This is a genomic window from Thioalkalivibrio sp. ALE28 (assembly GCF_000377425.1).
Lineage (GTDB): Bacteria > Pseudomonadota > Gammaproteobacteria > Ectothiorhodospirales > Ectothiorhodospiraceae > Thioalkalivibrio.
This window is the reverse complement of sequence record NZ_KB898093.1, coordinates 231219-257461: the sequence shown is the minus strand read 5'-3', so window position 1 is coordinate 257461 and position 26243 is coordinate 231219. Positions and strand designations below refer to the sequence as shown.

The following is a 26243-nucleotide window of genomic DNA, read 5'->3' as shown; positions in this document are numbered from 1 at the left end:
GGCGGCCGCCACCCTACTTCTTGCTGCTGGCGCGGCGCTTCGACGCCGCCGTAGCCGCCTTGCCGCCGTCGTTCAGGCTGATGATCTGCGTCTTGCTCGTGCGGTGACGGTAGATCTCGCGCAGGTAACGGATCGCCTGCTTGACGTTCTCGCGGCTCAGACGGATGTCGTTGATCGAGACAAAGCTCTTCTCGTTGCTGCACATCTCGCGGTATTTCTTCTCGTACATCGGCTTGATCGCGTACCAGTTGGTATCGAGGATGCGCGTGGGGTTCTCGTGTTCGTTCAGCATCTCGTCGATGCGCGCCTCGTCGAACTCCTCGGCCCGGATGAGATCCAGCACCGCATGGTCCAGGGTGTCGTCGAAGCGCGTCTTGTCGTTGGCAAAGCAGCGCTTGATGTAGGCGACGAACAGGGTCAGGAAGTCGTCCGACAGGCACGGGCTCTTCACCACCAGGGTGGTCAGCGACAGATTGGCCGAGGCGCCAATAACCAGGGCGTAGCGCTTGAGTGTGGTATTCGGGAACAGGCCGTTCAGGTGGGACTTCAGGCGATTCAGGTCCATGTAGGACAGCTTGTAGTCCTTCGGCAGGGACAGAATCGTGACAATGGACGAGCAGTTCTTGAAGAAATGCAGATCGCGCAGGTGCGTCGCGTCCATGTCCGATTCCTTGTACCCCTTCAGTGCCTCGCGGTAGCGCGGGGCGTCGATCGGCAGCAGGCTGATCCCTTCGATGGCCTCGGTCTGCTTGTTGAAGTGGGGCAGGTCGATCGAGCGGAAGAACAAGTCGTCGATATCCAGCGCAGAGCTCTTGGAGGAAGCCTCCTCGCCAGTAGTCACCTCCGATTCCGCGTAGGCGACCGCAACCGGACCGGCCAGACTCATGAACAGGTCGTTGGCATCCAGGCGAATGGTTTCGCCGATATCCACCCCGGCACGCCGGAAGTAGTCCTCGTCGTAGTCGGTGGTCACCGCCTGCGCGGTCAGGATGTTGAAGATCTGCTGGGAGATGTACTGGTTGGCGTAACGCTCCATCGCGTTCACGTCGACGTGGCGGATGTTGCCGTCGTCGGTCTCCTCCGCGTAGCGCATGATGTCGTTGGATATCAGCATCATCGCGTTCCACGGCCGGATGCGATGCATCATGTCCTCGTCACGCGTCTCTTCGGCCTCGAAGTTGTAGGAGAAGTCCCATTCCTCCGCCAGGTACTTGCACAGCAGACGCCCCGCGTTGATGTGCAGCGCCTCGGACATCTCGACGCGGTTGTCCTGGATGTTCGGCAGGATGCAGATCCCCGCCGCGAAGATCGGCTCGAACACGAAGGAATGGTCGCGATTCGCGGCCTCGCGCTTCTCCAGCTTGGGATCGAAGGTCTTGCGCATATAGGAGTACTGCTGCGCGAGGCCGAATTCGGAGGCCATCCCGGAGCCGGTGCCGCCGCCGGCACTGAAGATATAGAAGTACAGTCGTGACTGATTCGCCTTGATACCGCAGGAATCGATCAGATAGGAATGGATGAACTTCCAGTCCTCGTTGGCGAACTGGTCGGTGTCCTTGTTCAGAATGATGCGCGCAAGGTACTGGCCCAGGATGGGGGCATTGCCCGCGCCACCCGCGTGCACCTCGGACAGGTCCATGATCTTCATCTTGTTGTAGTTGTCGATGAAGTTGTTCTGCCCCGCCCGGTTGGAGAAGCGGATGCGGCCCTCGATGTCCTTGTCGAGGTCGCCCAGCATCACCATCGGCTCGATCAGGAAGACGGGCTTCACCGCGTTGGCTGGCGGCAGATTCAGGCTCTTGCGAATCCAGCGCAGCGGACGGCCTTCCTTCTCGCGCCCACCGGCCTCCTCGTTATCCAGTTCGCGCAGATAGTTGGAGCGCGCACTGTGCACCAGCGCCGCCACGTCCAGCGCGATGTTCGAACCGCAGCGGCCAACGCCAATAAGACACACCGACGGGAAGAACTGCTGCTTTTGTTCCTCGGTCGGGCTGCCCTTGGTCAGGCGCGGGAAGACCGAATTGCGCAGGTGGTCCAGATTCTCGAGGATCCGGTCCAGATCGCGTTCGGTGAAGTAGTGGGGCTCGCCGCCGCGCTCGACCTGACCCTCCAGAACATTCGACCGCGCCGCGTTGCGCGGCTGGGTCGCCCGGGCCGCCCGCGATGGATTGCGGATCGAGGTCTCGGTATCGGCAGTCCGGGTCGCCTCCGGCTCGGTCTGCACTGCGTGGTCCATGTTCTCGCTGGTGTCTTCTGTCGGCATGGTCAACGACTCCTGCAGTCCGAGCGGCCGGAATAGGCCCCAAAAATGTGATGCAATTCCGTTTGTGCCCCGCACTAAAGCACGCAGGGGGGCATGTTTCAACCACGAGGAGGCACAAAGATGCGAAGGACGCCGTTCGCGGCATCCAGTCGGTCAGGATGACGTGATCATGCGAGCACCGGTCGGGCGACCGGCGGACAGACGGAGGCGGTCAGGCGTCGCGTTCGACGCGCTCGAGGACCTGGGCGACGTGATCACCCTTGCGGTAGTTGGGGAGGTCGCGCTGCATGTCGGCCAGCGCCTTCTCGCGCGCCTGTTCGCTGTCGTACCAGCGATAGGATTCCCAGTCCGGCCCCAGCAGGTGCGGCATGGCCATGGTGCTGCCTTCCGGCAGGCGGATGCGGATTCCGTAGCGTTTCATGGATTCGTCCGAGGTTGCTCCCTTGAGGGGCCGCCCGCGCGCAGGCACGCGACCCGGCGCGCAGTCTATCCGAGCCCCTGCATACCGGCAATACAACACCGCCCCACCCGGGGCCCCAAACAAAACAGGGGCTGCCATATCGCTGACAGCCCCTGTCCGGGATTCGATGGTGGCTACGCCCTGATTCGAACAGGGGACCCCATCATTATGAGTGATGTGCTCTAACCAGCTGAGCTACGTAGCCACGCGGGCTGCGAATTCTCCGGAGGCCGGCGCATAAAGTCAAGCCAGCGCGGCGCCGGGCGGGGTTCAGATCTGCAGGCGTTCGACCACGCGACCGTTCTTGAGGTGTTCTTCCAGGATCTCGTCGATGTCGCGCTCGTCCTGGTAGGTGTACCAGACGCCCTCCGGGTAGACCACCGCGACCGGACCCTCGTTGCAGCGATCCAAGCAACCGGCGGTGTTCACGCGCACCTGGCCCTTGCCGTGGATGCCCATGGCCTTGGCCTGGGTCTTGGCGTAGGCGCGCATCTCGGTCGCCCCGTGGTCCTCGCAGCAGTTGCCGTCCTCGCGGCAATTGGTGCAGAAGAAGATATGGCGCTGGTAGTAGCCCATGGAAGTCTCCAGTGATCCCTGCGGCTTATGATAACCCTGCCGCCCGCAACACGACGGATGGCAACGTTCGCGTCGGTGCCTTCAGCGCGCCGACGCTTCAGCGAAAGCGATAAACCAGACTGACGTCCGTGATGGTGTCGGTATTTTCCACGCCGGGCTCGACGTCGGTGTTGTGCTTGACGGTAAAGCTGGTGCGCAGGGACATCCGACTGGTGACATCCGCGGTCAGGGCGAGGATGTTCTCGATCTCGGTGTTGTCGCTGCCGGTCAGGATCAGCAACTCGTCGGTGAGACGGGCGTTCTCGCTGATCTCCCAGCGGAAGTTGCCGGCCAGGCGGCCGACCGGCTCGCTCTCGGTCTCGCCGGTGGTGCGGATGCGCACCTGGCGCATACCGGCACCGATCTCGCCGTCCAGCCGCACGCGTTCGCCGTCGATCAGGCGACGACCGTAACCGGCCGTGGCCGAGCCCTGGTAGTCGTAGTTGCTGAAGCGATCCCGCTCGTAGCGCAGCGCCCCGAACAGATAGTCGTGTTCGCCCAGCTTGCGGTCCGCCTGGTAGCCGGCGACGTAACGCTCGCCGGTGGTCTCGTCATCCTCCTCGTGGAAGTAGGCATCCAGCCGGATGCGATTCCGCCAGTCGATGGTGGTGTGCTCGGCGCGGAAGCGGCCCGTGGCCGTGGTGGATTCGGTGTTCCCCGTGGTCTTGGAAGCCCCCAGCTCGATGGTCGACTGCCAGCCTTCGGCCTCCCAGGCCAGGCCCTGCGAGACTGGTATGCTCAGCAGGATGAGCGAGGCAAACGCGGACCCGACGGGCCGAAACGAACGCACGAGCATGGGAAACCTCCCGGAATCAAATGAAGGCGAAACCGTAGCAAAGCCGCTGGGGGCATCGGACCAGCCCCTGAGATTCTCGGGGCTTTCCGCCGCCGACCAGTGCGTACACTGCGGGCTGTGCCTGCCGCACTGCCCGACCTATGGCTGGCACGGCGTCGAGGGCGACTCTCCGCGTGGACGACTGACCCTGATGCAGGGTCTGGCGCAAGGCCGGCTTGCGCCCGAATCCGAGCGCCTGCGCGGGCACCTCGAGGGGTGCCTGGGCTGTCGTTCCTGCGAGGCAGTGTGCCCGGCACGGGTGCCCTTCGGGGCGCTGATCGATCACGCCCGCGAGATCCTCGACGAGCACCCGGCCACCCCGTCGCGGGCGGACCGCTGGCGGCACAGCGTCCAGCATCGGGCGCTGCTGCATCCAACCCTGCGCAGCCTTGGGGGACTGGTCGCGCGGACCGGTGCACGCCTGGGGGCGGAGCGCCTGCTCCCGCGCGGCGGCTGGGAACGCAGCCTCGCCCATACTCGGGACTCCCTGGCCCCCGCCCCCCGGCTGCGCCCAACCGCGACGCCGGACGACGCCGACGTCCTGCTGTTCACCGGCTGTATGGACCGCTTCTTTACCGGGCCCGACCTGGACGCGGCGCTGCACGTCCTCGAGGCCCTCGGTCTGCGCGTGGCGATCCCGCAGCGGCAGGTCTGCTGCGGCGCGCTGGATCAGCACACCGGCCATCGCGCGGCCGCGCAGGCCCTGCAGACACGAAACCTCGAGGCCTTTGGCGACGGGGATCAGCCAGTCATCGCCCTCGACAGTGGCTGCGAGGCCACGCTGCGCGAATACCCCGAAGGCACCCTGGGCCGGCGCAGCCTGAGCCTCACGCGCTTCCTGGCGCAGCACCTGGAAGCGGGCACCACCGCGGACCTCTGGGATGACACCCCCGTCCGGATCGCGCTGCATCTGCCCTGCACCCAGCGCAACGTCACCCGCGAGGCGCGCGAACTGCCCGCTTTGCTGGAGCGCCTGTCCGGGGTCTCCCTGACGCCTGTGGCCGGCGCACCGAATTGCTGCGGCGCGGGTGGCACTGCGATGCTGACCCAGCCGGCCATGGCGGACGGCCTGGGCACCGAGACGCTGCAGGCGCTCTGCGATGGCGCGCCGGACGTGATCATCAGTCCGAATGTCGGGTGCAGCGTGCACCTGCGCGCCCTGGCCGGCGACCAGGCGGATATGCCGGCCATCCTGTCGCCCGCGCGATTCCTGGCGCGGCGCCTGAAAAACCCTGCTCACGGCCCGGCTGGGCGCTGATCCCCGGCCCTGCTTGCGGTACCCTTGAGGGGTACGCCTTGATGCCCCAACCGGACCGGAACCATGCGCCGACTCTCCCCGCTGGATCACCTGATCAACCAGGCCGATGCCTTCGTCAAGGTCATCTCCGGCCAGGCCCGTTCCACCGGCCGCCCGTCGCCGGGCGGGGACGATATCGGCCCGCATCTGGAGGATCATGAGCGCGACCTGTCCACCCGTCTGATGCGCGTGAACCACGCCGGGGAAGTCGCGGCGCAGGGGCTTTACCAGGGCCAGATGCTGACCGCCCGCACCCCCGCGATCCGCGACCACCTGGACCAGGCCTCGCGCGAGGAGGGCGACCACCTGCACTGGTGTGCGCGTCGGGTGCACGACCTGGGCGGGCGCACCAGCCTGCTGGGGCCGTTCTGGTATGTCGGCTCGTTCGGGATGGGTGCCCTGGCCGGCCTGACCGGCGACGCCTACAGCCTGGGCTTTATCGACGAGACCGAGCGCCAGGTGGAACGCCATCTGGACCGCCACCTGGAGCGGCTGCCGGCCCAGGACGAGGTCTCGGCGCGCATCCTGGCGCAGATGAAGCAGGACGAGGTGGAACACGGCGCGCATGCCATGGCGCTGGGCGGCAAGGCGCCACCGTGGCCGGTGCGCAATCTGCTGATGCCCCTGACCTCCAGCGTGATGACGCGCACCGCCTACTGGATCTGACTCGCCAGGCGAGAGGACGGGCGTCAGGTGCCGCGCGCAACGCGCGGCGCATGCCGCTCAGCTCGGGCGGCTCATGTTCTTGCCGTAGAAGATCTCCATCATCTCGTGCTTGAGCAGCTTGGAGATGCGCTTGGCCTCCTTGGCCGAGTAGTCATCCTTGCCCAGCCCGAACAGGTAGCTGTCGAGGTCAAAGTCCTTCAGCACCATCTTGGTGTGGAACAGGTACTCCTGGTACACGTTCACGTCCACCATCTGGTACTTCTCCTTGGTATCGCGCGAGAGGAAGTCCTGGATGGAATTGATCTTGTGATCGATGAAGTGCTTCTTGCCGCGCACGTCGCGGGTAAAACCGCGCACGCGGTAGTCCATGATCACGATGTCCGACTCGAAGCTGTGGATCAGGTAGTTCAGGGCGCGCAGCGGCGAGATGCGCCCGCAGGTGGACACATCGATATCGGCACGGAAGGTTGCAATCCCGCCCTCCGGGTGCGCCTCCGGATAGGTGTGCACGGTGATGTGGCTCTTGTCGAGGTGACCGACCACCGTCTCCGGCAGCGGGCCGGGGCCCTCGGTGTAGCCGATCTTCTCGGTGGCCACCGGCTCCTCCGAGATCAGCATGGTCACCGACGCGCCCTGCGGATCGTAGTCCTGGCGCGAGATATCGAGGATATTGGCCCCGATCAGATGGGCCACATCGGAGAGGATCTGCGTCAGACGCTGGGCGTTGTACGCCTCGTCGATGTACGCGATGTATTCGTCGCGATGCCGGTCACCCGAGGCATAGCAGATATCGTAGATGTTGAAGCTCAGGCTCTTGGTCAGGTTGTTGAAACCGTGGAGCTTGATCTGCTTCTTGTGACGAGGCATGGCGTGTCCTCTTGCCCGGGCCGCAGCGAGCGGCGAATTGTAGACGCCTCGGCCTCCGAGTCCAAGGAAAGAACCCGGGTTCCCGTTCAGCGCGGGGCCGGCCCCTCGACGATCTCGAAGTCGTGGGTCACCTTCGCCGAGGCCCCCAGCATCAGCGAAGCCGAGCAGTACTTCTCGGCCGAGAGCCCGACCGCGCGCCCCACCTGCTTCTCCGACAGGTCATGGCCGTACACCCGGAAATGCACGTGGATATCGGTAAAGACCTTGGGCACGGTCTCCGCCCGGGTGCCTGCGACCGTCACCTCGCAGTCCAGCACCTGCTGGCGCGCCTTCTTCAGCATCGCAATCACGTCAAAGCTGGTACAACCGCCCATCCCCAGCAGCAGCATCTCCATCGGCCGCGCGCCCAGGTTGCGGCCGCCCGCGTCCGGCGCGCCGTCCATCACCACCGCATGACCGCTGTCGGTCTCGCCGACAAAGGCCACCTGGTCCAGCCATTTCACTTTCACCCGCATCGCGCTCGTCCTTTAAAGATGTGCCGATCAATGAATCAGTGCTCCCTTCCTGCTGTTGGATGAAGGGATCCATGCCTATACTTCAGAGGGACTCTACTCAGGGCGGACCTGCTGCACAAAATCAGTGGCCTGTCGGCGGATTTTGTGAACGGTTCCAGCCACCCCGGCGTGCGGGGGCCAGATGCTGCATTACACTGGCGCACATCCACAGGAAGCTGCTATCGGACGTGACCATGGAAGCCTTGAACAACCCGTTCGTCTACCGCCCGGCCCAGCCGTCGCCCGCGCTGGAGCGTTTTCTCGGCTACTGCCACCGCCGCCAGTACCGCAAGCGCACCACCATCATCCATTCGGGCACGGTTCCCGACACGCTGTACTACGTCGTCAGCGGGTCGGTCTCGGTACTGGGCGAGAACAACGGGCACGAGCTGGTGCTGGCCTATCTGAACAAAGGCGAGTTCTTCGGTGAGCTGGGCATGTTCGAGGACGACCCGCGCAGCGCGACCGTCACCACCCGCGAGGACACCGAGACCGCGGAGATCCCCTACACCCAGTTCCGCGAGATCGTCCAGCGCGACCCCGAGATCCTGATGCTGCTGACCAGCCAGATCGCCACCCGCCTGCGTCAGACCTCGCGCAAGGTGATGGACCTCGCGTTCGTCGACGTCACCGGCCGTATCGCCCACACCCTGCTGGATCTCGCCCGCCAGCCCGACGCGATGACCCACCCGGACGGCATGCAGCTGCGCATCACCCGCCAGGAGATCGCGCGCATTGTCGGCTGCTCGCGCGAGATGGCCGGTCGCGTGCTGAAGGATCTGGAAGAGCGCGGCCTGATCACCGCGCACGGCAAGACCATCGTGGTGTTCGGCACGCGCTGACGCCCGTGCCGCCGCGCCGGGCCCTGCGGCCGGAAAGGGCGTAGTACCTGGCCACCGCCTCCAGCCTGAAGGCACGACGCCCCGCTGGAGGCGGTTACGATTCGCCGCGGAACAACTGCCCCAGGGCCTTGCCCGGATCCTCGGTCCGCATAAAGGCCTCGCCCACCAGGAAGGCATGGATCCCGGCAGCCTGCATGCGCGCGACGTCCTCGCGGGTGTGGATGCCGCTCTCGGTTACCAGCAGCGCGCCCTCCGGCGCCTGATCCTTCAGCTCCAGCGTGGTTTCCAGTCGGGTCTCGAAGCTGTGCAGGTCGCGGTTGTTGATGCCGATCAGGTCGGCGCCGATCTTCCTCGCCCGTTCCAGCTCCTCGGCATCATGCACCTCCACCAGGGCATCCATGCCCAGCTCGCGGGTCAGGAAGTACAGCTCGTGCAGGGCCGTGTCGTCCAGCGCCGCGGCGATCAGCAGCACGCAGTCCGCCCCCAGCACCCGCGCCTCGTAGACCTGATAGAGGTCGATCACGAAGTCCTTGCGCAGGATCGGCAGCTGGCAGGCCACGCGCGCATCGCGCAGGTCGCCATCGCGCCCCTTGAAGAAGTCCACGTCGGTCAGCACCGACAGGCAGGTGGCCCCGTGTTCCTCGTAGCTGCGGGCGAAGGCCTCCGGGTTGAAGTTGGGGCTGATCTGGCCCTGACTCGGGCTGGCCTTCTTGATCTCCGCGATCACCGCGGCGCGGCCGGCGTCGATGTCGCGCTGCAATGCCGCGCGGAACCCCCGCGGCGCAGGCGCCGAGCCCATCCAGCCGCGCAGCTCGCGCAGCGGCCAGAACGCCTCGCGCTCCTTCAGCTCCTCGCGCTTGCGCTCCAGGATGCGCTGCAGGATATCGGGTACTGCGTTGGCTTCGGTCATTGTGCTTCCTTGTTTGCCAGTCGTGCGCTGGTCGCCTGCAGGCGCTCCAGCCGTTCGCGGGCCGCGCCGGAGTCGATGGCCCGGGCGGCGGCCTCGACGCCCGCGGCCAGCGTGTCCGCGCCACCGCCGGCGTAGATCGCCGCCCCGGCGTTCAGCAGCACGATGTCACGCGCCGCGCCCACCTGACCGTCCAGCACGCCGCGCAGCATGTCGGCCGAGGCCTCCACGCTGTCGACGCGCACGGCATCCAGTGCGGTGGTCGCCAGCCCGAAGTCCTCCGGACGGATGGTGTATTCCCGGATCTCGCCGTCCCTGAGCTCGGCCACCCGGGTGGGCGACGCGATGCTGATCTCGTCCAGGCCGTCCTCGGCATGCACCACCAGCACATGCTCGCTGCCCAGGCCCTTCAGGGCCTCGGCCAGCGGCCGCACCCAGGCATCCGAGAACACGCCGAGCACCTGGTTCGGCGCCCCGGCCGGGTTGGTCAGAGGCCCCAGCACATTGAACAGCGTGCGCACGCCGAGCTCCTTGCGCGGCCCGATCGCGTGTTTCATCGCGCCATGATGGGCCGGGGCAAACAGGAAGCCGACGCCGACCTCCTCGATGCAGGACCCGACCGCCTCCGGCGACAGCCCGAGATGGATCCCCAGGTGCTCCAGAACATCGGCGGAGCCGGATTTCGACGACACCGAACGGTTGCCGTGCTTGGCCACCCGCACGCCACCGGCCGCCGCGACCAGCGCCGAGGCGGTGGAGATATTGAAGGTACCGGAGGCGTCGCCGCCGGTGCCGCAGGTATCCACCAGCCCGGTTCGCGGCACGTCCACCCGAGTGGCCAGCGAGCGCATCACGCCGGCCGCCGCGCGGATCTCCTCGATCGTCTCGCCCTTCATGCGCAGGGCCACCAGGAACCCCCCGATCTGGGCATCGGTGGCCTCGCCGGTCATCACCGCCTGCATCACCGCGGTCATGGTTGCCGCGTCCAGGTCCTGGCGCTCGATGAGAGCCGCTATCGCTTGTTGCACCGTCACGGGTTGCTCCTGCGGAAAATCGAAGCCGTTAGTTTAACGTCCGCGCCGGGGCGCGACGACCACGCGCCTCCGGGCCGCTCCACCACAGCAGCGCCGCGGCGGCCCAGATTACCAGCGACCCGCCGATCAGCCACGGCAGGTGGTCGTCCAGTCGGTCCACCAGGAACAGCGCCAGCAGGGCACTGAACCCCAGTTGCAGGAAGGCCTGCATGGCCGAGGCCATGCCACGGGCGCCCGGATAGCAGTCCAGCGCCAGCAGGTTCAGCGACGGAACGGCCGTGGCCAGGGAAAAGCTGTACAGCGCGAACGGGAGCGTCACCGCGACCACCGAACCCTCGGTGAGGATCCCCAGCGCCACCAGCGCCAGCGAGATCCCGGCCAGCCCCACGCCGATACTGATCGCCAGCGGCGGACTCAACAGACTGGCGGTGCGCCCGGCCACAAAACCGCCCACCACCAGGCCGCCCACCAGCGGCAGGAAGAGCCACCAGAAGTCCTGTTCCTGTCCGCCCAGGTGGACATAGATCACCGTTGGCGAGGCGGCGACGAACAGGAACATCGCCCCGAACAGCCCGGCATGTACCAGGGCCGGGCGCAGGAACGGCGGGTTGCGCAGGGTCCCGAGATACCCCCGCAGGATCAGAGCCGGCTTGCCCGAGGCACGGCCGACCGGTGGCAGGGTCTCCGGCAGCCAGACCCGGATCGCCAGCAACAGGATCACGCCGTACAGGGTCAGGAACAGGAATACCGAGCGCCAGCCGAACCCCGCCTGCAGATAGCCGCCGACAATCGGGGCGGCCGCCGGGCCAATCGCGAACATCATGGTGATCAGCGCCAGGACACGGCGCGCATCGGTGGCCTCGAAGCGATCGCGCACCACTGCACGCCCGACCACAATCCCGGCCGCCGCGGACAGCCCCTGGGCCACCCGCAACCCGATCACCTGCCAGTATTCGACCGCCAGCACCAACAGCAGGGAACTGATCACGTAGCCGACCAGCGCCCACAAAACCACTGGGCGCCGGCCAAAGGTATCCGACAGCGGGCCGGCCACCAGGGTGGCGAGCGCAAAGGCGACCAGGTAGGCCGACAGGGTCGCCTGCATCGCGCCGGAGTCGACCCGCAGGGCCTCCGCCATCGCCGGGAACGAAGGCAGATAGGTATCCAGCGAGAACGGCGCCAGCATCGACAGCGGCGCCACCAGCAACGCGAAGCGCCACCGGGTGCGTCGAGTCTGGGTCACGCCGGCTGGGGCAGGCGACGGAGGAAGTTGTCGAGCAGTTCGTGGCCCTGGCGGGTCAGGATGGATTCCGGGTGGAACTGCACGCCCTCGACGTCCAGTTCGCGGTGGCGCAGGCCCATGATCTCGTCGCGCGCGCCGTCCTCGCGCTGGGTCCAGGCGGTGACCTCCAGGCACTCCGGCAGCGAGGACGACTCGACCACCAGCGAGTGGTAGCGCGTGGCCTCCAGTGGATTCTCGAGCCCGGCGAACACCCCCACCCCGGTGTGATACACCGGCGAGGTCTTGCCGTGCATGATCTCGCGGGCGCGCACCACGCGCCCGCCGAAGACCTGCCCGATCGCCTGGTGCCCGAGACAGACTCCGAGGATCGGGATCGCGCCGGCGAAGCGCCGGATCACCTCCAGCGATACCCCGGCCTCGTTCGGCGTGCAGGGTCCCGGCGAGATCACGATCCCCTCGGGGGCGAGTTCCGCGATCCCGTCCGGGGTGATGCAGTCGTTGCGGTGGACCACCACCTCGGCCCCCAGCTCGCCCAGATACTGGACCAGGTTGAAGGTGAACGAATCGTAGTTGTCGAGCATCAGGATCATGTCGAACGTCCCTGCAGAACGGAGGAAACAGGACCGCTACGCGAATCGATGTTCACGCGCGTGGAGCGGACAGGGCCCAGCATAACCCGGCCCCGGGTCCGCCGGCCCGCAACCGCATGGGCGCTGGCGAAACCCGGCACGCTCATCGCGGCAACAGCAGCGCGGCCAGCAGGGTGCCGTCGGCGGCCTCCAGCCGGTGCCCGCCGGGGCTCGGCAGGGTATGCGCCCGGCCGCGCAGGGCCGGGAGACGATTCATGTCCTGACTGGCCGCATCCACCCACGGGTCGGCCAGGCGCACCACCGACACGTAGCGGATGGGCGGGTGCTCCCGCGTATTCAGCCACTCGAGGTGGGCCGCATCCGGCGAGGTGCCCTCCGGCCCCCAGAGACCCTCGCGCCGGTGCATACCCCCGAGCCCGATAAACGGGGCATACAACCCCAGGGCAGAATCGGCCAGCGCATCCGTCACCGAACGCGCCAGGGCGGACCAGCCGCCCCCCGCATGCGGAGCGGAAAACGTCACCAGTGTGGAGATTGCCGGGTGCGGCTGGCGCACCAGCAGCTCGCGCGCCACAACACCGCCACTGGAATGCCCGACCAGCACCAGTTCCTGCCCCGGATGGCGCCGCGCCAGGGCCTCGACGACCTGACCCAGCGCCCGCGCGCGCTCGGGCGGCACTCCGCCCGCCGGCAGGTCCACGGTATAGAACTGGCGCGGGGCCGGGTCGGGAGCACGATCGAACCAGGGGGACTCCGGCCGAGCCCGGGCCCGGCCGCCATCGGCATATCCGGCGGCGTTCAGGGCCGCAGTGACGCCGGCATGGCGAAAGCCGTCGCCGCGATCCCAGCCACCGGGCACCAGCACCACGATCTGCGCCGCCGCCAGCCCCGGTAGCAGCCCTACCAGCAGCGCCAGCAACAGGATGCAAAGGCGGCCGCGCATAGTTGGTCTTCTCAGTCGCGGTGGCGCCGGGGCCCCAGGCCACCCAGGGCGGTCTCGGCCGCGCGCACCACCGCACGTCCCTTGTTCAGGGTCTCCTGCCACTCGCTCTCGGGTACCGAGTCGTGCACCACGCCGGCCCCGGCCTGGATATGCAGCTCGCCGTCGTGCAGCACGGCCGTGCGGATGGCGATCGCGGTGTCCATGTTGCCGGACCAGGAGAGGTAGCCGACCGCGCCGGAGTACGGGCCGCGCTTGACCGGTTCCAGCTCGTCGATGATCTCCAGCGCCCGGATCTTCGGCGCACCGGAGACCGTCCCGGCGGGGAAGGTCGCGCGCAGCACATCCATCGGCGAGTGCCCCGGGGCCAGGCGGCCCTCCACGTTGGAGACGATGTGCATCACGTGCGAGTAGCGCTCGATGCTCATGGTGTCGGTCACCTCCACCGAGCCGATCTCGCAGACCCGGCCGACGTCGTTGCGCCCGAGGTCGATCAGCATCAGGTGCTCGGCGCGCTCCTTCGGGTCCGCCAGCAGTTCGGCCTCCAGCGCGCGGTCTTCCTCCTCGGTGCGCCCGCGCGGGCGGGTTCCGGCGATCGGGCGCACGGTCACACGGTCGTCCTCCAGGCGCACCAGGATCTCCGGCGAGGCCCCGACCACGTGGTGGTCGTCGAGGTCCAGGTAGTACATGTACGGCGAGGGGTTCAGCGCGCGCAGGGCGCGGTACAGGTCCAGCGGCGGCGCGGAGAATGGCACGCTCATGCGCTGCGCCAGCACCACCTGCATCACGTCGCCGTCCATGATGTATTCCTGCGCCCGCGCGACCGCGGTCTGGAAGCCCTCGGCCGACCAGCCCGGCACGTACTCCGGCACCGCATGCGGATGCGGCAGATCCTCCGGGGGCACCAGGGGCTCGCCCAGACGGGTCTCCAGCTCATCCAAACGCGTGGCCGCCACGGCCTGGCCATCGGCCTGGGTCGCATCGGCGTGCACCACCAGGTACAGCCGGCCGGAGAGGTTGTCGTAGACCACGACCTCCTCCGAGACCATCAGCAGGATGTCCGGCAGCCCCAGGGCATCGGGCTTTTCCGGGCCTTCCAAGCGCGGCTCGATCAGGCGCACGGTCTCGAACCCGAAATAGCCGACCAGACCACCGGTGAAGCGCGGCAGGCCCGGCAGTTCGGCCACCTTGAAGCGCGCCTGGTAGGCCTCGACCCAGGCCAGCGGGTCGGTCTCCGTGGTCTGTTCGACCACCTCGCCATCGGTCTCCACCGTGATGTCATGGCCGTGCACCCGCACGCGGGTGCGTGCCGGCAGCCCGATAAAGGAATACCGACCCCAGCGCTCCCCGCCCTGCACCGACTCGAACAGGTAGGAGTACGGCCGGTTGGCCAGCTTCAGGAAGATGGACAGCGGGGTTTCGAGATCCGCCAGGACCTCGCGCACCAGCGGGATGCGGTTATAGCCCTCGCGGGCCAGCTGATCGAACTGTTCGGGGGTCATCACAACGGTTCCTGACAAGGGGGACGGACGGCGCGGCGGATCATTCGCCGTCTCGCCATCGCTCCGTTGTCCGGTCCGTTGCAATCATGGGTCCGTGTTTCCCTAGGCCGCCCGAGCGGGCAGCAGTCCGGGCAGTTCGTCCAGCCGGTCGAGAACCGCGTCCGGGTTCTCGTCGCGGATGTCGTCGCCGTGATTGTAGCCGTAGGTCATGCAGACGATCTGGAAGCCGGCCGCGCGTGCCGCCTTCACGTCGCTCTTCGAGTCCCCGACCATCAGCGCCTCGGAGGGGTCTACACCCAACTCCTTCGCCGCATGCAGCAGCGGCGCCGGGTCCGGTTTCTTCTGCGGCAGGGCGTCGCCGGCGACCACGATCTCGAAGTCGTCGAGGATGCCCTTCTCGCGCAGCAGCGGCACCGTGAAGCGCTCGGCCTTGTTGGTCACGCAGCCCAGGCGGAAGCCCGCGGCCTTCAGCTGGTCCAGCCCCTCGCGCACGCCCGGGTACAGTGGCGAGCGCCCGGCGGTGTTCTCCTGGTAGATGCGCATGAAGACGGGCAATGCCCGCTCGAAGGCCTCCGGGTCCGGCTCGCCCTCGAGGTCGTTCACCAACGCCCGCTTGACCAACCGTTCCACCCCGTTGCCGACCCAGTTGCGCACGGCCGGCTCGCCGCGTTCGGGCAGCCCCAGCTCGCGCATCATCGCGTCCACGCTGTAGGCCAGGTCCGGCACGCTGTCGATCAGCGTGCCGTCCAGGTCGATCAGGATCATGCGGGGGCGTTTCAGGGACATCCCGGTCTCCAGTGGCCGTCGATTCAGGCCTTGGCCAGCTCGTCGCGCATCTGCTGGATGATGCTGTCGTAGCGGTTCGGATCGGAGTCGCTGCCGGCACCGAAGATCGCGGACCCGGCGACGAAGGTGTCGGCCCCGGCGGCCTTGATCTCGCGGATGTTGTCGGCCTTCACGCCGCCGTCGATCTCGAGGCGGATGTCACGCCCGGAGTCGTCGATCATCTTGCGCGCGGCGCGCAGCTTGTCGAGGGTGTTCGGGATGAACTTCTGGCCACCAAAGCCCGGGTTCACCGACATCAGCAGGATCATGTCGACCTTGTCCATCACGTATTCGAGATAGGACAGCGGCGTGGCCGGGTTGAACACCAGTCCGGCCTTGCAGCCCTCGGAGTGGATCAGCTGCAGGGTGCGGTCGATGTGGTCGGACGCCTCCGGGTGGAAGGTGATGTAGCTGGCACCGGCCTGGGCGAAGTCCGGGATGATGCGATCCACCGGCTTGACCATCAGGTGCACGTCAATCGGCGCGGTCACGCCGTGCTTGCGCAGGGCATCGCAGACCAGCGGGCCAATGGTCAGGTTCGGCACGTAGTGGTTGTCCATCACGTCGAAGTGGACGGTATCGGCACCGGCGGCCAGGACGTTGTCGACTTCCTCGCCCAGACGGGCGAAATCGGCGGACAGGATGGACGGGGCGATGAAATCGGGTTGTGCCATGGAAAGCCTCGCAGGGATCTCTGGGATAGCGGGGCCGACCATCGGCCACGCTCTCGGAACCGCGAAACTTTACCGGATGCCGCCATGCCAGGCAAAAGGCGACGCATGTGACGCGCCCTCCAACGCAAACGGGCCGGGGGAAACCCCCCGGCCCGTCGCGGTCTCGCCTGCCAGCGGCAGTGCGCCCGGATCAGTTGAACTCGGCCGCCATGTAGCTGGACAGATTGGCGATGTCGTCATCGCTCAACCCCTGGGCCTGAGGACGCATCAGGGCCGTGTGGTCACCCACCTCCTCGCCGGCGCGATAGCGCTCCAGCTTGTCGGTCAGGTAGTCGGCGTCCTTGCCGGCCAGCGCCGGGAAGATCGCCTGGCCCTGACCCTGCGCGCCGTGGCAGCTGGCGCAGGTGTTCTGGTACTTGGACTGACCGGCCTGGATGTCGGCGGCCTGCGCCATGGTGGACAGCATCAGGACACTGCCGGCGATACCGGCCAGCACGAACAGCTTGGTTTTCATTGTTGTGGTCTCCTCGTTCACGATCCTGGACAGGGTCATCGCCCTGTCTTGAAGCGAACGGTAGCAGGGTGTTCCTGAATGCTGCATTAACACAGAATCAAACAGGGGCATCCCTGCAGCGCGGCACCAGGCCATTCTCGGCCTCAGCGGCCGTGGATGTAGCGCTCGTCCGACCAGGTCGCCAGCCACTCGGGGCGCACCATCACCAGCCCGGTAATCACGATCCCGTTGACCACCGCCTCGGGCAGCACCAGCAATGCCAGGTAGCGAAGGTAGTCGCGATAGATGTCGACCCAGGCCAGCTCGGTGAACAGGCCGTAGATCGCCGCCGAGGCCAGCACGGTCGCTACCACCGAAAGCGCGCCGCCGAGGAAGCCCACCGCATAGAGATAGATGAACATGTGCGCGGGCAGGTAGTTCTGGGACAGCCGCAGCAACCCCCAGGTGACCGCGACCGGCAGGATGCCGGCCAGCAGGACCGTCAGCGGGAAGGCCGCCAGCGGCAGGGCGCCGAACAGGCCCAGGGTCGCCACCACCAGAAACACCATCAGGATCGCCAGCTGCCAGCCGAACATCAGGGTCACGGTGGTCATGCCAAGGAAGTGCAGGGCGAGGCCATCGAGCGTCTGCGCCCGCAGGCTCCAGATCAGCAGCAGGCACAGCGTGGCGATCACGAACAGCTGCGCGCGACCGGGCACGAAGAAGGCCTCCCAGGGCATGCGCCGGAGCATCACCAGCATGCCGAGGCCCAGCAGCACGGCGGACAGCACGCGGAGCGCGACCGGGAGTTCGCCCGCCCCCTCGACCATGGTCAGTCGGGCTCGCGCACGGCGGCCGCGACAGTGTACTCGCGGCCCTGCTTGACCTTGTCGTAGTTGCCGAACACGTCCTTGAACCCCTTCTCGATGAACCGCCGCAGTCCGGTAATGGTTACGACATAGATGCGTCCGCCGGGGTTCATCTGCTCGTGGGCGTCCAGCAGATAGGTCTGCAGCATCTCGCGCCCGACCTTGGCCGGCAGATTGGAGGTCACCAGATCGAACCGCCGATCGCGGATGCGCGAGAAGCCGTTGCTGGTCAGACACTCCACATTGGCGATGCCGTTGAGCTCGGCGTTGCGCTGGCTGTACTCCACCGCCAGATAGTTGGTATCGACCAGGGTCGTCAGCCCCTGCGGGGCCTTGCGCGCGAGCGTCAGGCCGATCGGGCCGTAGCCGCAGCCGAGGTCCAGGCAGGCGTCCGCCGGATGCACCTCGATGCGTTCCAGCAGCATGCGGGTGCCGTCGTCGATTCGCCGCGGGGAGAACAGCCCCCAGGTGGTGCGAAACCGCAGATGCTCGCCCGCCAGGGTGTCCTCGAACTCAAGGTCGCGCTTGAGCTCCGCCTGTCGGGCGCGCCGCGCCTGGGTGTTGGGGAATGCCTCGGTCATGCCGCGCCCTCCCCGCCGGCACTGGCCAGGCCCTGCCACAGGGTCTCGGCAGTGGAGGCCACGGCGGCGGCATCATCCTCGCCCGGCAGGCCGAGTACGTTCACATGCCCCATCTTGCGCCCCGCGCGCGCCTCGGCCTTGCCGTACAGGTGCAGTCGCGCCCGGCCGGCCGCCAGCACGCCCCGCCAGTCGGGCGTGCCGCCCGCGGGCCACAGGTCGCCCAGCAGATTCACCATCGCCACCGGCGCGGTCAGCAGGGCCGGCGCCAGCCCCAGCCCACAGACCGCGCGCACCTGCTGCTGGAACTGGCTGACGGTGCAGGCATCCAGGCTGTAATGCCCGGAATTGTGGGGACGCGGCGCGATCTCGTTGACCAGCAGTTCGCCGTCCGCCGTGAGGAAGAACTCGACCGCCAGCATCCCCTGATAGTCGAGCCGCTCGGCGACGTGCCGGGCGATGGCCATGGCGCGCTCGCGCACCTCGTCCCCGGCCCGTGCCGGGACGCGCGTCAGGTGCAGGATGCCGTGGCGATGGGTGTTCTCCGCGACCGGAAAGGCCTCGGTGGCGCCATCGGCGGTACGCGCAACCAGCACCGACAGCTCGCGCTCCAGCTCCACCCGGGACTCCAGCACGCAGTCCACCTGGCCCAGCTCGGCATGCGCTGCCGGCAGTTCGCCGGCCGCGGCCAGCCGCACCTGCCCCTTGCCGTCATAACCCAGGCGCGCGGTCTTCAGGATCGCCGGGAAACCCGGGGCTCCGGCATCGGTTTGCACCTCGGGCGTCAGGCCCGCCGGCACCGCCTGCCACGGGGCCACCGCCACGCCGATCTCGCCGAGAAAGGCCTTCTCCTCGAGGCGGTCCTGGGCAACCGTCAGGGCGCGCGGCCCGGGGCGCAGACAGGCGTGGGCATCCAGCCACTCCACCGCGGCGCGCGGGATGTTCTCGAACTCGGTGGTAATCACCTCGCAGGCCCCGGCCAGCGCCTGCAGGGCATCGGGGTCGTCAAAGGCCTGGCACAAGTGGCGCGCTGCCACCCGCCCGGCCGGGCTGGCCGGGTCCGGGTCGAGCACCCAGACGGCATAACCCATGCCCTGCGCGGCCTCCACGAAATAGCGGCCGAGCTGCCCGCCACCGAGCAGCCCGAGAGTCGCGGGAGGCTGGATCATGACGGGTCCGGCGGCAGGGTCTGCCCGAGCACGGCCTGGCTCTGGGACTGGCGGAAGGCATCCAGACGCTCGCGCAGTTCGGGATCGGAATTGGCCAGCATCGCGGCGGCAAAGAGCGCCGCGTTGGCGGCCCCCGCCTCGCCGATCGCGAAGGTCGCCACCGGGATCCCGCGCGGCATCTGGACGATGGAGAGCAGCGAGTCCTGGCCCTTCAGGTGACGCGAGGCCACCGGTACGCCCAGCACCGGTACCGGGGTCTTGGAGGCGAGCATCCCCGGCAGGTGCGCGGCCCCGCCCGCCCCGGCGATGATCGCCTGCAGCCCTCGCCCGCGCGCCTGTTCGGCGTACTCGAACAGCAGATCCGGCGTGCGATGGGCGGAGACCACCCGGGCCTCGAACGGAATACCGAGTTCATCCAGCACATCCACCGCCCGCTCCATCGTGGCCCAGTCGGAGGTGCTCCCCATTACCACGCCCACGCGCGGCGCCCTATTGCCAGCCGTCTCAGTCATGGCCCGAACGATAGCGACCCCGGCCCCAACCGACAAGCCGTGTTCACCACGAAGCACACGAAGGCACGAAGAAAACCCCGGTCGGAGCTACAGAGACATGATGCGATTCGCTTTGCTCTGCACATCCTGCCGCCCCCGATACCATTACGGCCTTCTCTGTGCTCTCTGTGTCCTCCGTAGTGCAACCGCCGTTGACCTTCTTCGTGTCTTCGTGAGCTTCGTGGTGCATCAAGCCCGCGCCCGGTAGAATCGCCGCATGACCGATACCCTGCTCGAAAGCCATATCCCCGACCTGGAACTCGTCCATCGCGGCAAGGTGCGCGACCTTTACGCGGTGGATGCCGACCACTGGCTGATGGTCACCACCGATCGCCTGTCCGCGTTCGACGTGATCCTGCCGACCGGCGTGCCCGGCAAGGGCCGGGTGCTGACCGAGATCACCCGGTTCTGGATGGACAAGATCCAGCGCGAGCTGGGCATCCCCAACCAGCTGACCGATATCCCGCTGGAGCAGGTCATCCCGGACCCGGCGATTCGTGCCCCACTGGAAGGACGCAGCCTGGTGATCCGCCGGCTGGAGGCCCTGCCGGTGGAGGCCGTGGTGCGCGGGTACCTGATCGGCTCCGGCTGGAAGGACTACCAGGCGAGCGGCGCGGTCTGCGGCATTCCGCTGCCGGACGGGCTGGAACTCGCCTCGCAGCTCCCGGAGGCGATCTTCACGCCCAGCACCAAGGCGGACGTCGGTGACCACGACGCCAATATCGACTTCGATGCGGTGGTCGCCACCATCGGCGCGGAGCGGGCCCGCCAGGTCCGCGATGCGGCGCTGGCGATCTACGCGATGGCACGCGACTACGCGGCCGGGCGCGGGATCATCATCGCCGACACCAAGTTCGAGTTCGGCGTCGACGCCAACGGCACGCTGCACCTGATCGACGAAGTGCTGACCCCGGACTCCTCGCGCTTCTGGCCGGCCGACCAGTACGCGCCGGGGCGCAGCCCCGAGTCCTTCGACAAACAGTACGTGCGCGACTACCTCGAGACCCTGGACTGGGACAAGCAGCCGCCGGGCCCCGAACTGCCCGCGGCGGTGGTGGAACAGACCGCCGCGCGCTACCGCGAGGCCCTGGAGCGCCTGACCCGCGCCGCATGAGCGAGACCCTGCAGGGCCTGTTCGTCACCGGCACCGATACCGGCGTCGGCAAGACCTTCGTCGGCTGCGCGCTGCTGGAGTGCTGGCGGCAGCAGGGCCTGGCGCCGCAACCGCGCAAACCGGTGGAGTCGGGCTGCCCGCCGGGCCCCGACGGCCTGCTGCCCGAGGACGGGCTGAACCTGACCCGCGCGGCCGGCCTGCCGGACACCGCGATCGCACTGGTCACCCCCTGGCGCTTCCCCGATGCCATCGCCCCCGACCAGGCCGCCGCGAATCAGGGCGTGCACCTGACGCTCGCGGAACTGGCCGCGGCCTGCGCGGGCGAAGGCACGGGGCCACGGCTGGTGGAGGGCGCGGGGGGCTTCTACTCGCCGCTTTGTGCCGACGGCCTGAACGCGGACCTCGCCGAGCACCTCGGGCTACCGGTGCTGCTGGTCGCGGAGGACCGGCTGGGCACGCTGAATACCTGCCTGCTGACCCTGGAGGCGCTCGAACGGCGCGGCCTGAGTCTGGCCGGGATTGTGCTCAACCGCCGCCGAGCGGACTGCGACCCGCGGCTCGACAACGCCACGGCCCTGCGCGCCCGGACCCGCGCCCCGGTCATCACGTCACCGGAAGGCATCACCCGCGCGGCGCTGGTTCAGAAGCTCTCGATCTCGAAGTTGTCCGGGCGCACCCCGCCGGAGGACTCGCGCTCCTGACCACGGGCTTCGGAGTCGGCCGGGGCCGGCTCCTCGTCGGCGGCATCGGCACGGAAACCGGCCAGCGTCTCGCGCAGGGCGCGGGTCCCTTCGCGGTCGACCCGGCGGGTCTCGATGATATGCACCGGGCGCTGCGATTCGCCGTAGTAGGCCTCGTTGAAGTCGTCACGCACGGTCATACGCGAACCGGAGAGACTCATCCCCAGGTAGGCGCCGCGGGCGCGGGAATAGGAAAGGAAGTCGGCCGTGGGGGTGGCGCTGCGGCCGGCCCCTACCGGGCCTGCGGCGACCGACGCATCGGCCCCGAGCCGGATCGCGGAGCCGAACATGGAGTCGACCGCATCCTGGGTGCGCGCGACCATCACCACCTCGGCGGCATCGCCGCCGAACTGCATGCCGAAGCTGACGGAGCCGAGCGAGTAGAAGGCCACCGGGGAATAGTCGCCGCGCTCGTCGTCCCACGCGAGGAACACCCCGATTCCACCAGACCCCCCAATCAGGAAGGCACCGCGTGCCACGCGCGGGAAAATAACCACGCCGCGCGCGTCGCGCAGGTCCTCCTTCAGGGACTCGTACTCGGGATGGGTGGCCATGTTCTCCACCGTCGCCTGGGCGCGGTCGATAATGTCCTGCGGATCGATCTCGCGGCTGAACGGGTTGGCCTGAGCCGCTCCGGCGAACGCCACGAACAGCAGAAGAGCAAGAATCTGGGGCATCCTTCGGTGCATCGAGGAATCCTCCATAACGGTGTTCCGATGGCGGCATCATGGCACAAAAAAAGGGGGCCGAAGCCCCCTTTTTCGTGCTGCAATCCGCAGGATCAGTTGACCTTGGGATCCAGCTCGCCGGACAGGTAGCGCTTGACCATGTCGTCCAGGGAGATCGGCTTGATCTTGGACGCCATGCCGGCGCAACCGAAGGCCTCGTAACGGGCCTGGCAGATGTCCTTCATGGCCGCGGTGGAGGCCTTCAGGAATTTGCGCGGGTCGAATTCCTTCGGATTCTCGGCCAGGAACTTGCGCACCGCACCGGTGGAGGCCATACGCAGGTCGGTGTCGATGTTGACCTTGCGCACGCCGTGCTTGATGCCTTCCTGGATCTCTTCAACCGGCACGCCATAGGTCTCGCCCATGTCGCCGCCGTACTTGTTGATGATGTCCAGCCACTCCTGCGGAACGGAGGAGGACCCGTGCATGACCAGATGGGTATCCGGGATGCGCTTGTGGATCTCCTTGATGCGCTCGATGGCGAGGATGTCACCGGTCGGCGGACGGGTGAACTTGTAGGCGCCGTGGGAGGTACCGATGGCGATCGCCAGGGCGTCGCACTTGGTGTTCTTCACGAAGTCGGCCGCCTCGTCCGGGTCGGTCAGCAGCTGGTCGTGGGACAGGGTGCCCTCGGCCCCGGAGCCGTCTTCCTCGCCGGCCTGACCGGTTTCCAGAGAGCCCAGGCAACCCAGCTCGCCTTCCACGGAGACACCGCAGGAGTGCGCCATCTCGGAGACCTTGGCGGTTACGTCACGGTTGTACTCGTAGGTGGCCGGGGTCTTCATGTCGGGCATCAGGGAGCCGTCCATCATCACCGAGCTGAAACCGGACTGGATGGAACGCAGGCAGACCGCCGGCTCGGAGCCGTGGTCCTGGTGTAGCACGACCGGGATGTCCGGGTACTGCTCGATCGCGGCGATGATGTTGTGACGCAGGAAGGGCTCGCCGGCGTACTTGCGGGCTCCGGCGGAGGCCTGAATGATCACCGGGGAGTCGACCGCAGCGGCCGCTTCCATGATCGAGTGGACCTGTTCCATGTTGTTGGCGTTATACGCCGGCATGCCATAGCCATGCTCGGCGGCATGGTCCAGAAGCTGGCGAAGTGAGATCAGTGCCATGGATTCCTCCTTACGGGATTCGGACTGAGGTAGTAGATAAACCGATTCTTGACTGCTCGACCACGGGCGGTGCGCGGGTCAGGCCAGTTCGCCGACGCGCACGATCTTCATGGCGTTGGTACCGCCATGCTCGCCCTGCAGGTCGCCCTTCGTAATGATAACCAGCCCGCCATCCTGCACGACGCCCTCGGCCTTGAGCAAGTTCACCGCTTCACGGTTCACACTTTCGTGGCTCTCGGGGATCGGGTTCAGGGTCACCGGGTAGACGCCGCGATATAGCGTCATGCGGCGGCTGGTGGACTCGTGCTGGGTGAGCGCGTAGATCGGGATGCCCGAACTGATGCGCGACATCCACAGTGCGGTGGAGCCGGACTCGGTCAGCGCGGCGATCGCGGCGACATCCAGATGGTTCGCCGTGTACATGGTGGCCATCGCGATGGCCTCGTCGACCCGGCCGAAGGTCGAATCCATGCGGTGGTCGGACTGACGCGCGGCGCGCTGACGCTCCGCGGCCTCGCAGATCCGGTCCATGCTGGTGACCACGCGCGCCGGGTAGCGCCCGGTGGCGGTCTCGCCGGAGAGCATCACCGCGTCGGTGCCGTCGAGCACCGCATTCGCCACGTCGAACACCTCGGCGCGGGTCGGGATCGGGTTCTGGATCATGGTCTCCATCATCTGGGTCGCGGTGATGACCAGACGATTGAGGGTCCGTGCCCGGGTGATCAGGGTCTTCTGCACGCCCGGCAGCTCGGCGTCACCAATCTCCACACCCAGATCGCCGCGCGCGATCATGATCACCTCGGAGGCGGCGATGATCTCGTCGATCACCTCCAGGGCCTCGGAGCGCTCGATCTTGGCGCAGATCCCGGCCTCCCAGCCGGCATCCTTCAGCAGGCTGCGCGCCAGGTGCAGGTCCTGCGCGGAACGCGGGAAGGACACGGCGAGGTAGTCCACCTGCAGCTCGGCGGCCAGGCGGATGTCCTCGCGGTCCTTGTCCGTGATCGCCGGAGCGGAGAGTCCGCCGCCCTGGCGATTGATACCCTTGTTGTTGGACAGCTCCCCGCCGACCTGCACCGTGGTCTCGATCCGGCTGCCCTTCACCGCCTTGACCTTCAGCACGATGCGGCCGTCGTCCAGCAGCAGGATATCCTCCGGCACCACATCGGCCGGCAGGTCCTTGTAGGTCAGCCCCACCTGGGTGGCATCCCCGGCATCCCGATCCAGCTCGGCATCCAGCGCGAAGGGCGCGCCCTCTTCCAGATGCACCTTGCCCTGCTGGAACCGGTCGATCCGGATCTTCGGCCCCTGCAGGTCACCGAGGACCCCGACACAGCGTCCGGCGCGCTCGGAGGCCGCGCGCAACCGAGCCAGGCGCTGACGATGGTCGTCCGGGTCGCCATGCGAAAAGTTCAGCCGGACCACATCCACACCCGCCCGGATGATGGCCTCCATGGCATCGTCGCTGTCCGTGGCCGGCCCGAGGGTGGCCACGATCTTGGTACGTCTCATCCGCGTCGATCTCCGTCAGCGGTGGACGCGCCCGGGCGTCAGCCCTTGGCGCGTTCTTCCAGGATGGCGACGGCTGGCAAGGTCTTGCCTTCTAGGAACTCGAGGAAGGCGCCACCGCCGGTGGAGATATAGCTGATGCGATCGGCCAGGTTGTACTTGTCGATCGCGGCCAGGGTGTCGCCCCCACCAGCGATGGAGAACGCGTTGCTCTCGGCGATGGCCTCGCCCAGGGCCTTGGTGCCACCGGCGAACTGGTCGAACTCGAACACGCCCACCGGGCCGTTCCAGACGATGGTGCCGGCGTTGCGCAGGGCCTCGGCGTAGGTCGCCGCGGTCTCGGGGCCGACGTCGAAGATCATGTCGTCATCGGCCACCGCGTCGACCGACTTGGTCTCGGCCGGGGTCGATTCGGAGAATTCCTTGCCCACGGTCACGTCGGTGGGGACCGGGATCTCGCCGCCCTTGGCGCGGGCCGCCTCCATCAGGCGCTTGGACTCGTCCACCAGGTCGGCTTCAAACAGCGACTTGCCCACGCTGTGGCCCTGGGCGGCGATGAAGGTGTTGGCGATCCCACCGCCGACGATCAGCTGATCCACCACGTTGGACAGCGACTCCAGCACGGTCAGCTTGGTCGAGACCTTGGAGCCGCCGACGATGGCCACCAGCGGGCGCTTCGGGGTCTCCAGGGCATGGCCGAGGGCCTCCAGCTCCTTGGCCAGCAGCGGGCCGGCACAGGCCTGCGGGGCGAACTTCGCCACGCCGTGGGTCGAGGCCTGGGCGCGGTGGGCGGTGCCGAAGGCGTCCATCACGAACACGTCGCACAGGGCCGCGTACTTCTTCGCCAGGGCCTCGTCGTCCTTTTTCTCGCCGGCGTTGAAACGCACGTTCTCAAGCAGGATCACCTCGCCCGGCTGGGCGTCCACACCGTCGAGGTAATCGCGCACCAGACGCACCTCTCGGCCCAGCAGACCGGCCATGTGCTCGGCGACCGGGGCCAGGGAATCCTCCTCGGAGAACTCGCCCTCGGTGGGGCGGCCCAGGTGCGACATCAGCATCACGGCGGCGCCGCCGTCCAGCGCCTTCTGCACGGTCTCGAGGCTCGCACGGATGCGGGCGTCGGAGGTGACCTTGCCGTCCTTCACCGGGACGTTCAGATCCTGACGCACCAGTACGCGGCGACCCTGCAGGTCGAGATCGGTCATCTTGATGACAGACATGGGAGTACCTCTCGAAATACGGTTGAAAAGAAAGAAAAGGAAA

Annotated in this window: 28 protein-coding genes and 1 tRNA gene; 5 read left to right on the top strand and 24 right to left on the bottom strand. The window is 67.4% G+C overall.

What is annotated here, in order from left to right:
* Positions 1-13 precede the first annotated feature (13 nt).
* The 5 genes from D105_RS0101225 to D105_RS0101205 form a co-directional block, all read right to left on the bottom strand.
* Entirely contained in the window at positions 14-2263 is a 2250-nt protein-coding gene (locus D105_RS0101225; RefSeq protein WP_018875990.1) for a hypothetical protein, read from the bottom strand.
* 211 nt (positions 2264-2474) lie between these two features.
* Positions 2475-2684, bottom strand: coding sequence for a hypothetical protein (locus D105_RS0101220; RefSeq protein WP_018865916.1), 210 nt, complete (start codon positions 2682-2684; stop codon positions 2475-2477).
* A gap of 167 nt (positions 2685-2851) precedes the next feature.
* Positions 2852-2928 (bottom strand) — tRNA-Met (locus D105_RS0101215).
* Between the two features lie 65 nt (positions 2929-2993).
* Positions 2994-3299, bottom strand: a complete 306-nt coding sequence (locus tag D105_RS0101210; RefSeq protein WP_018865917.1) for a ferredoxin — start codon at positions 3297-3299, stop codon at positions 2994-2996.
* Positions 3300-3396: 97 nt separating this feature from the next.
* Positions 3397-4134: a YdiY family protein gene (locus D105_RS0101205; RefSeq protein ID WP_018865918.1), complete on the bottom strand. Its 738-nt coding sequence runs from the start codon at positions 4132-4134 to the stop codon at positions 3397-3399.
* Between D105_RS0101205 and D105_RS0101200 the strand changes: the two genes are divergently transcribed.
* Positions 4133-5431 carry a (Fe-S)-binding protein gene (locus tag D105_RS0101200; RefSeq protein ID WP_018877236.1) on the top strand — a complete coding sequence of 433 codons (1299 nt, stop codon included), beginning with the start codon at positions 4133-4135 and terminating at the stop codon, positions 5429-5431. The genes D105_RS0101205 and D105_RS0101200 overlap by 2 nt on opposite strands.
* 63 nt (positions 5432-5494) lie before the next feature.
* On the top strand, positions 5495-6136 hold the full coding sequence (coq7, locus tag D105_RS0101195; protein ID WP_018865920.1) for a 2-polyprenyl-3-methyl-6-methoxy-1,4-benzoquinone monooxygenase: 642 nt from the start codon (positions 5495-5497) through the stop codon (positions 6134-6136).
* 57 nt (positions 6137-6193) lie between these two features.
* On the opposite strand, the gene speD is transcribed toward coq7, so the two are convergent.
* Both speD and D105_RS0101185 read right to left on the bottom strand, forming a co-directional pair.
* Entirely contained in the window at positions 6194-7003 is an 810-nt protein-coding gene (gene speD, locus D105_RS0101190) for an adenosylmethionine decarboxylase (RefSeq protein ID WP_017942843.1), read from the bottom strand.
* An 86-nt stretch (positions 7004-7089) separates the two neighbouring features.
* On the bottom strand, positions 7090-7518 hold the full coding sequence (locus tag D105_RS0101185) for an OsmC family protein (protein WP_018877235.1): 429 nt from the start codon (positions 7516-7518) through the stop codon (positions 7090-7092).
* 233 nt (positions 7519-7751) lie between these two features.
* Between D105_RS0101185 and crp the strand changes: the two genes are divergently transcribed.
* A complete protein-coding gene (gene crp / locus D105_RS0101180) occupies positions 7752-8399 on the top strand; it encodes a cAMP-activated global transcriptional regulator CRP (protein WP_018865922.1) in 648 nt (215 codons plus the stop codon).
* A 94-nt stretch (positions 8400-8493) separates the two neighbouring features.
* Here the strand turns inward: crp and trpC are convergent, their stop codons facing one another.
* From trpC to purE, 13 genes are all read right to left on the bottom strand, one after another.
* On the bottom strand, positions 8494-9309 hold the full coding sequence (gene trpC / locus D105_RS0101175; protein ID WP_018877234.1) for an indole-3-glycerol phosphate synthase TrpC: 816 nt from the start codon (positions 9307-9309) through the stop codon (positions 8494-8496).
* Positions 9306-10340 carry an anthranilate phosphoribosyltransferase gene (gene trpD, locus D105_RS0101170; RefSeq protein WP_018865924.1) on the bottom strand — a complete coding sequence of 345 codons (1035 nt, stop codon included), beginning with the start codon at positions 10338-10340 and terminating at the stop codon, positions 9306-9308. Before trpD ends, trpC begins: the two co-directional genes overlap by 4 nt.
* A gap of 28 nt (positions 10341-10368) precedes the next feature.
* Positions 10369-11547 carry a multidrug effflux MFS transporter gene (locus tag D105_RS0101165; protein WP_018877233.1) on the bottom strand — a complete coding sequence of 393 codons (1179 nt, stop codon included), beginning with the start codon at positions 11545-11547 and terminating at the stop codon, positions 10369-10371.
* Positions 11548-11579: 32 nt separating this feature from the next.
* A complete protein-coding gene (locus D105_RS0101160) occupies positions 11580-12173 on the bottom strand; it encodes an aminodeoxychorismate/anthranilate synthase component II (protein WP_018865926.1) in 594 nt (197 codons plus the stop codon).
* Positions 12174-12315: 142 nt separating this feature from the next.
* Positions 12316-13116 (bottom strand): triacylglycerol lipase, encoded by an 801-nt coding sequence (locus D105_RS0101155; protein ID WP_018877232.1) that lies wholly within the window; start codon positions 13114-13116, stop codon positions 12316-12318.
* A gap of 11 nt (positions 13117-13127) precedes the next feature.
* Positions 13128-14615 carry an anthranilate synthase component I gene (trpE, locus tag D105_RS0101150; RefSeq protein ID WP_018877231.1) on the bottom strand — a complete coding sequence of 496 codons (1488 nt, stop codon included), beginning with the start codon at positions 14613-14615 and terminating at the stop codon, positions 13128-13130.
* Between the two features lie 102 nt (positions 14616-14717).
* Positions 14718-15401 (bottom strand): phosphoglycolate phosphatase, encoded by a 684-nt coding sequence (locus tag D105_RS0101145; RefSeq protein ID WP_018865929.1) that lies wholly within the window; start codon positions 15399-15401, stop codon positions 14718-14720.
* 23 nt (positions 15402-15424) lie between these two features.
* Positions 15425-16114, bottom strand: a complete 690-nt coding sequence (gene rpe, locus D105_RS0101140; protein WP_018865930.1) for a ribulose-phosphate 3-epimerase — start codon at positions 16112-16114, stop codon at positions 15425-15427.
* A gap of 190 nt (positions 16115-16304) precedes the next feature.
* Positions 16305-16628, bottom strand: a complete 324-nt coding sequence (locus D105_RS0101135; protein WP_026279172.1) for a c-type cytochrome — start codon at positions 16626-16628, stop codon at positions 16305-16307.
* Positions 16629-16771: 143 nt separating this feature from the next.
* On the bottom strand, positions 16772-17437 hold the full coding sequence (locus D105_RS0101130; RefSeq protein WP_018875970.1) for an energy-coupling factor ABC transporter permease: 666 nt from the start codon (positions 17435-17437) through the stop codon (positions 16772-16774).
* Positions 17438-17439: 2 nt separating this feature from the next.
* On the bottom strand, positions 17440-18057 hold the full coding sequence (locus D105_RS0101125; protein WP_018865933.1) for a class I SAM-dependent methyltransferase: 618 nt from the start codon (positions 18055-18057) through the stop codon (positions 17440-17442).
* Complete coding sequence (locus tag D105_RS0101120) at positions 18054-19223, bottom strand: 5-(carboxyamino)imidazole ribonucleotide synthase (RefSeq protein WP_018877230.1); 1170 nt, start codon at positions 19221-19223, stop codon at positions 18054-18056. Before D105_RS0101120 ends, D105_RS0101125 begins: the two co-directional genes overlap by 4 nt.
* Positions 19220-19735, bottom strand: coding sequence for a 5-(carboxyamino)imidazole ribonucleotide mutase (gene purE, locus D105_RS0101115; RefSeq protein ID WP_026280383.1), 516 nt, complete (start codon positions 19733-19735; stop codon positions 19220-19222). Before purE ends, D105_RS0101120 begins: the two co-directional genes overlap by 4 nt.
* A gap of 256 nt (positions 19736-19991) precedes the next feature.
* On the opposite strand from purE, the gene D105_RS0101110 reads away from it, so the two are divergent.
* Together D105_RS0101110 and bioD are read left to right on the top strand one after the other, a co-directional pair.
* The gene (locus tag D105_RS0101110; protein WP_018877228.1) at positions 19992-20888 is read left to right on the top strand and encodes a phosphoribosylaminoimidazolesuccinocarboxamide synthase; all 897 of its coding nucleotides are present in this window, start codon (positions 19992-19994) and stop codon (positions 20886-20888) included.
* Positions 20885-21589 (top strand): dethiobiotin synthase, encoded by a 705-nt coding sequence (bioD, locus tag D105_RS0101105; protein WP_018877227.1) that lies wholly within the window; start codon positions 20885-20887, stop codon positions 21587-21589. Before D105_RS0101110 ends, bioD begins: the two co-directional genes overlap by 4 nt.
* On the opposite strand, the gene D105_RS0101100 is transcribed toward bioD, so the two are convergent.
* From D105_RS0101100 to D105_RS0101085, 4 genes are all read right to left on the bottom strand, one after another.
* Positions 21529-22305 carry a lipid-binding SYLF domain-containing protein gene (locus D105_RS0101100; protein ID WP_018877226.1) on the bottom strand — a complete coding sequence of 259 codons (777 nt, stop codon included), beginning with the start codon at positions 22303-22305 and terminating at the stop codon, positions 21529-21531. The two genes, bioD and D105_RS0101100, sit on opposite strands and share 61 nt — an antisense overlap.
* Before the next feature lie 104 nt (positions 22306-22409).
* A complete protein-coding gene (fba, locus tag D105_RS0101095) occupies positions 22410-23474 on the bottom strand; it encodes a class II fructose-bisphosphate aldolase (RefSeq protein WP_018865939.1) in 1065 nt (354 codons plus the stop codon).
* A gap of 78 nt (positions 23475-23552) precedes the next feature.
* On the bottom strand, positions 23553-24983 hold the full coding sequence (gene pyk / locus D105_RS0101090) for a pyruvate kinase (RefSeq protein ID WP_018875965.1): 1431 nt from the start codon (positions 24981-24983) through the stop codon (positions 23553-23555).
* Positions 24984-25021: 38 nt separating this feature from the next.
* Positions 25022-26200 carry a phosphoglycerate kinase gene (locus D105_RS0101085; protein ID WP_018865941.1) on the bottom strand — a complete coding sequence of 393 codons (1179 nt, stop codon included), beginning with the start codon at positions 26198-26200 and terminating at the stop codon, positions 25022-25024.
* Positions 26201-26243: the final 43 nt, after the last annotated feature.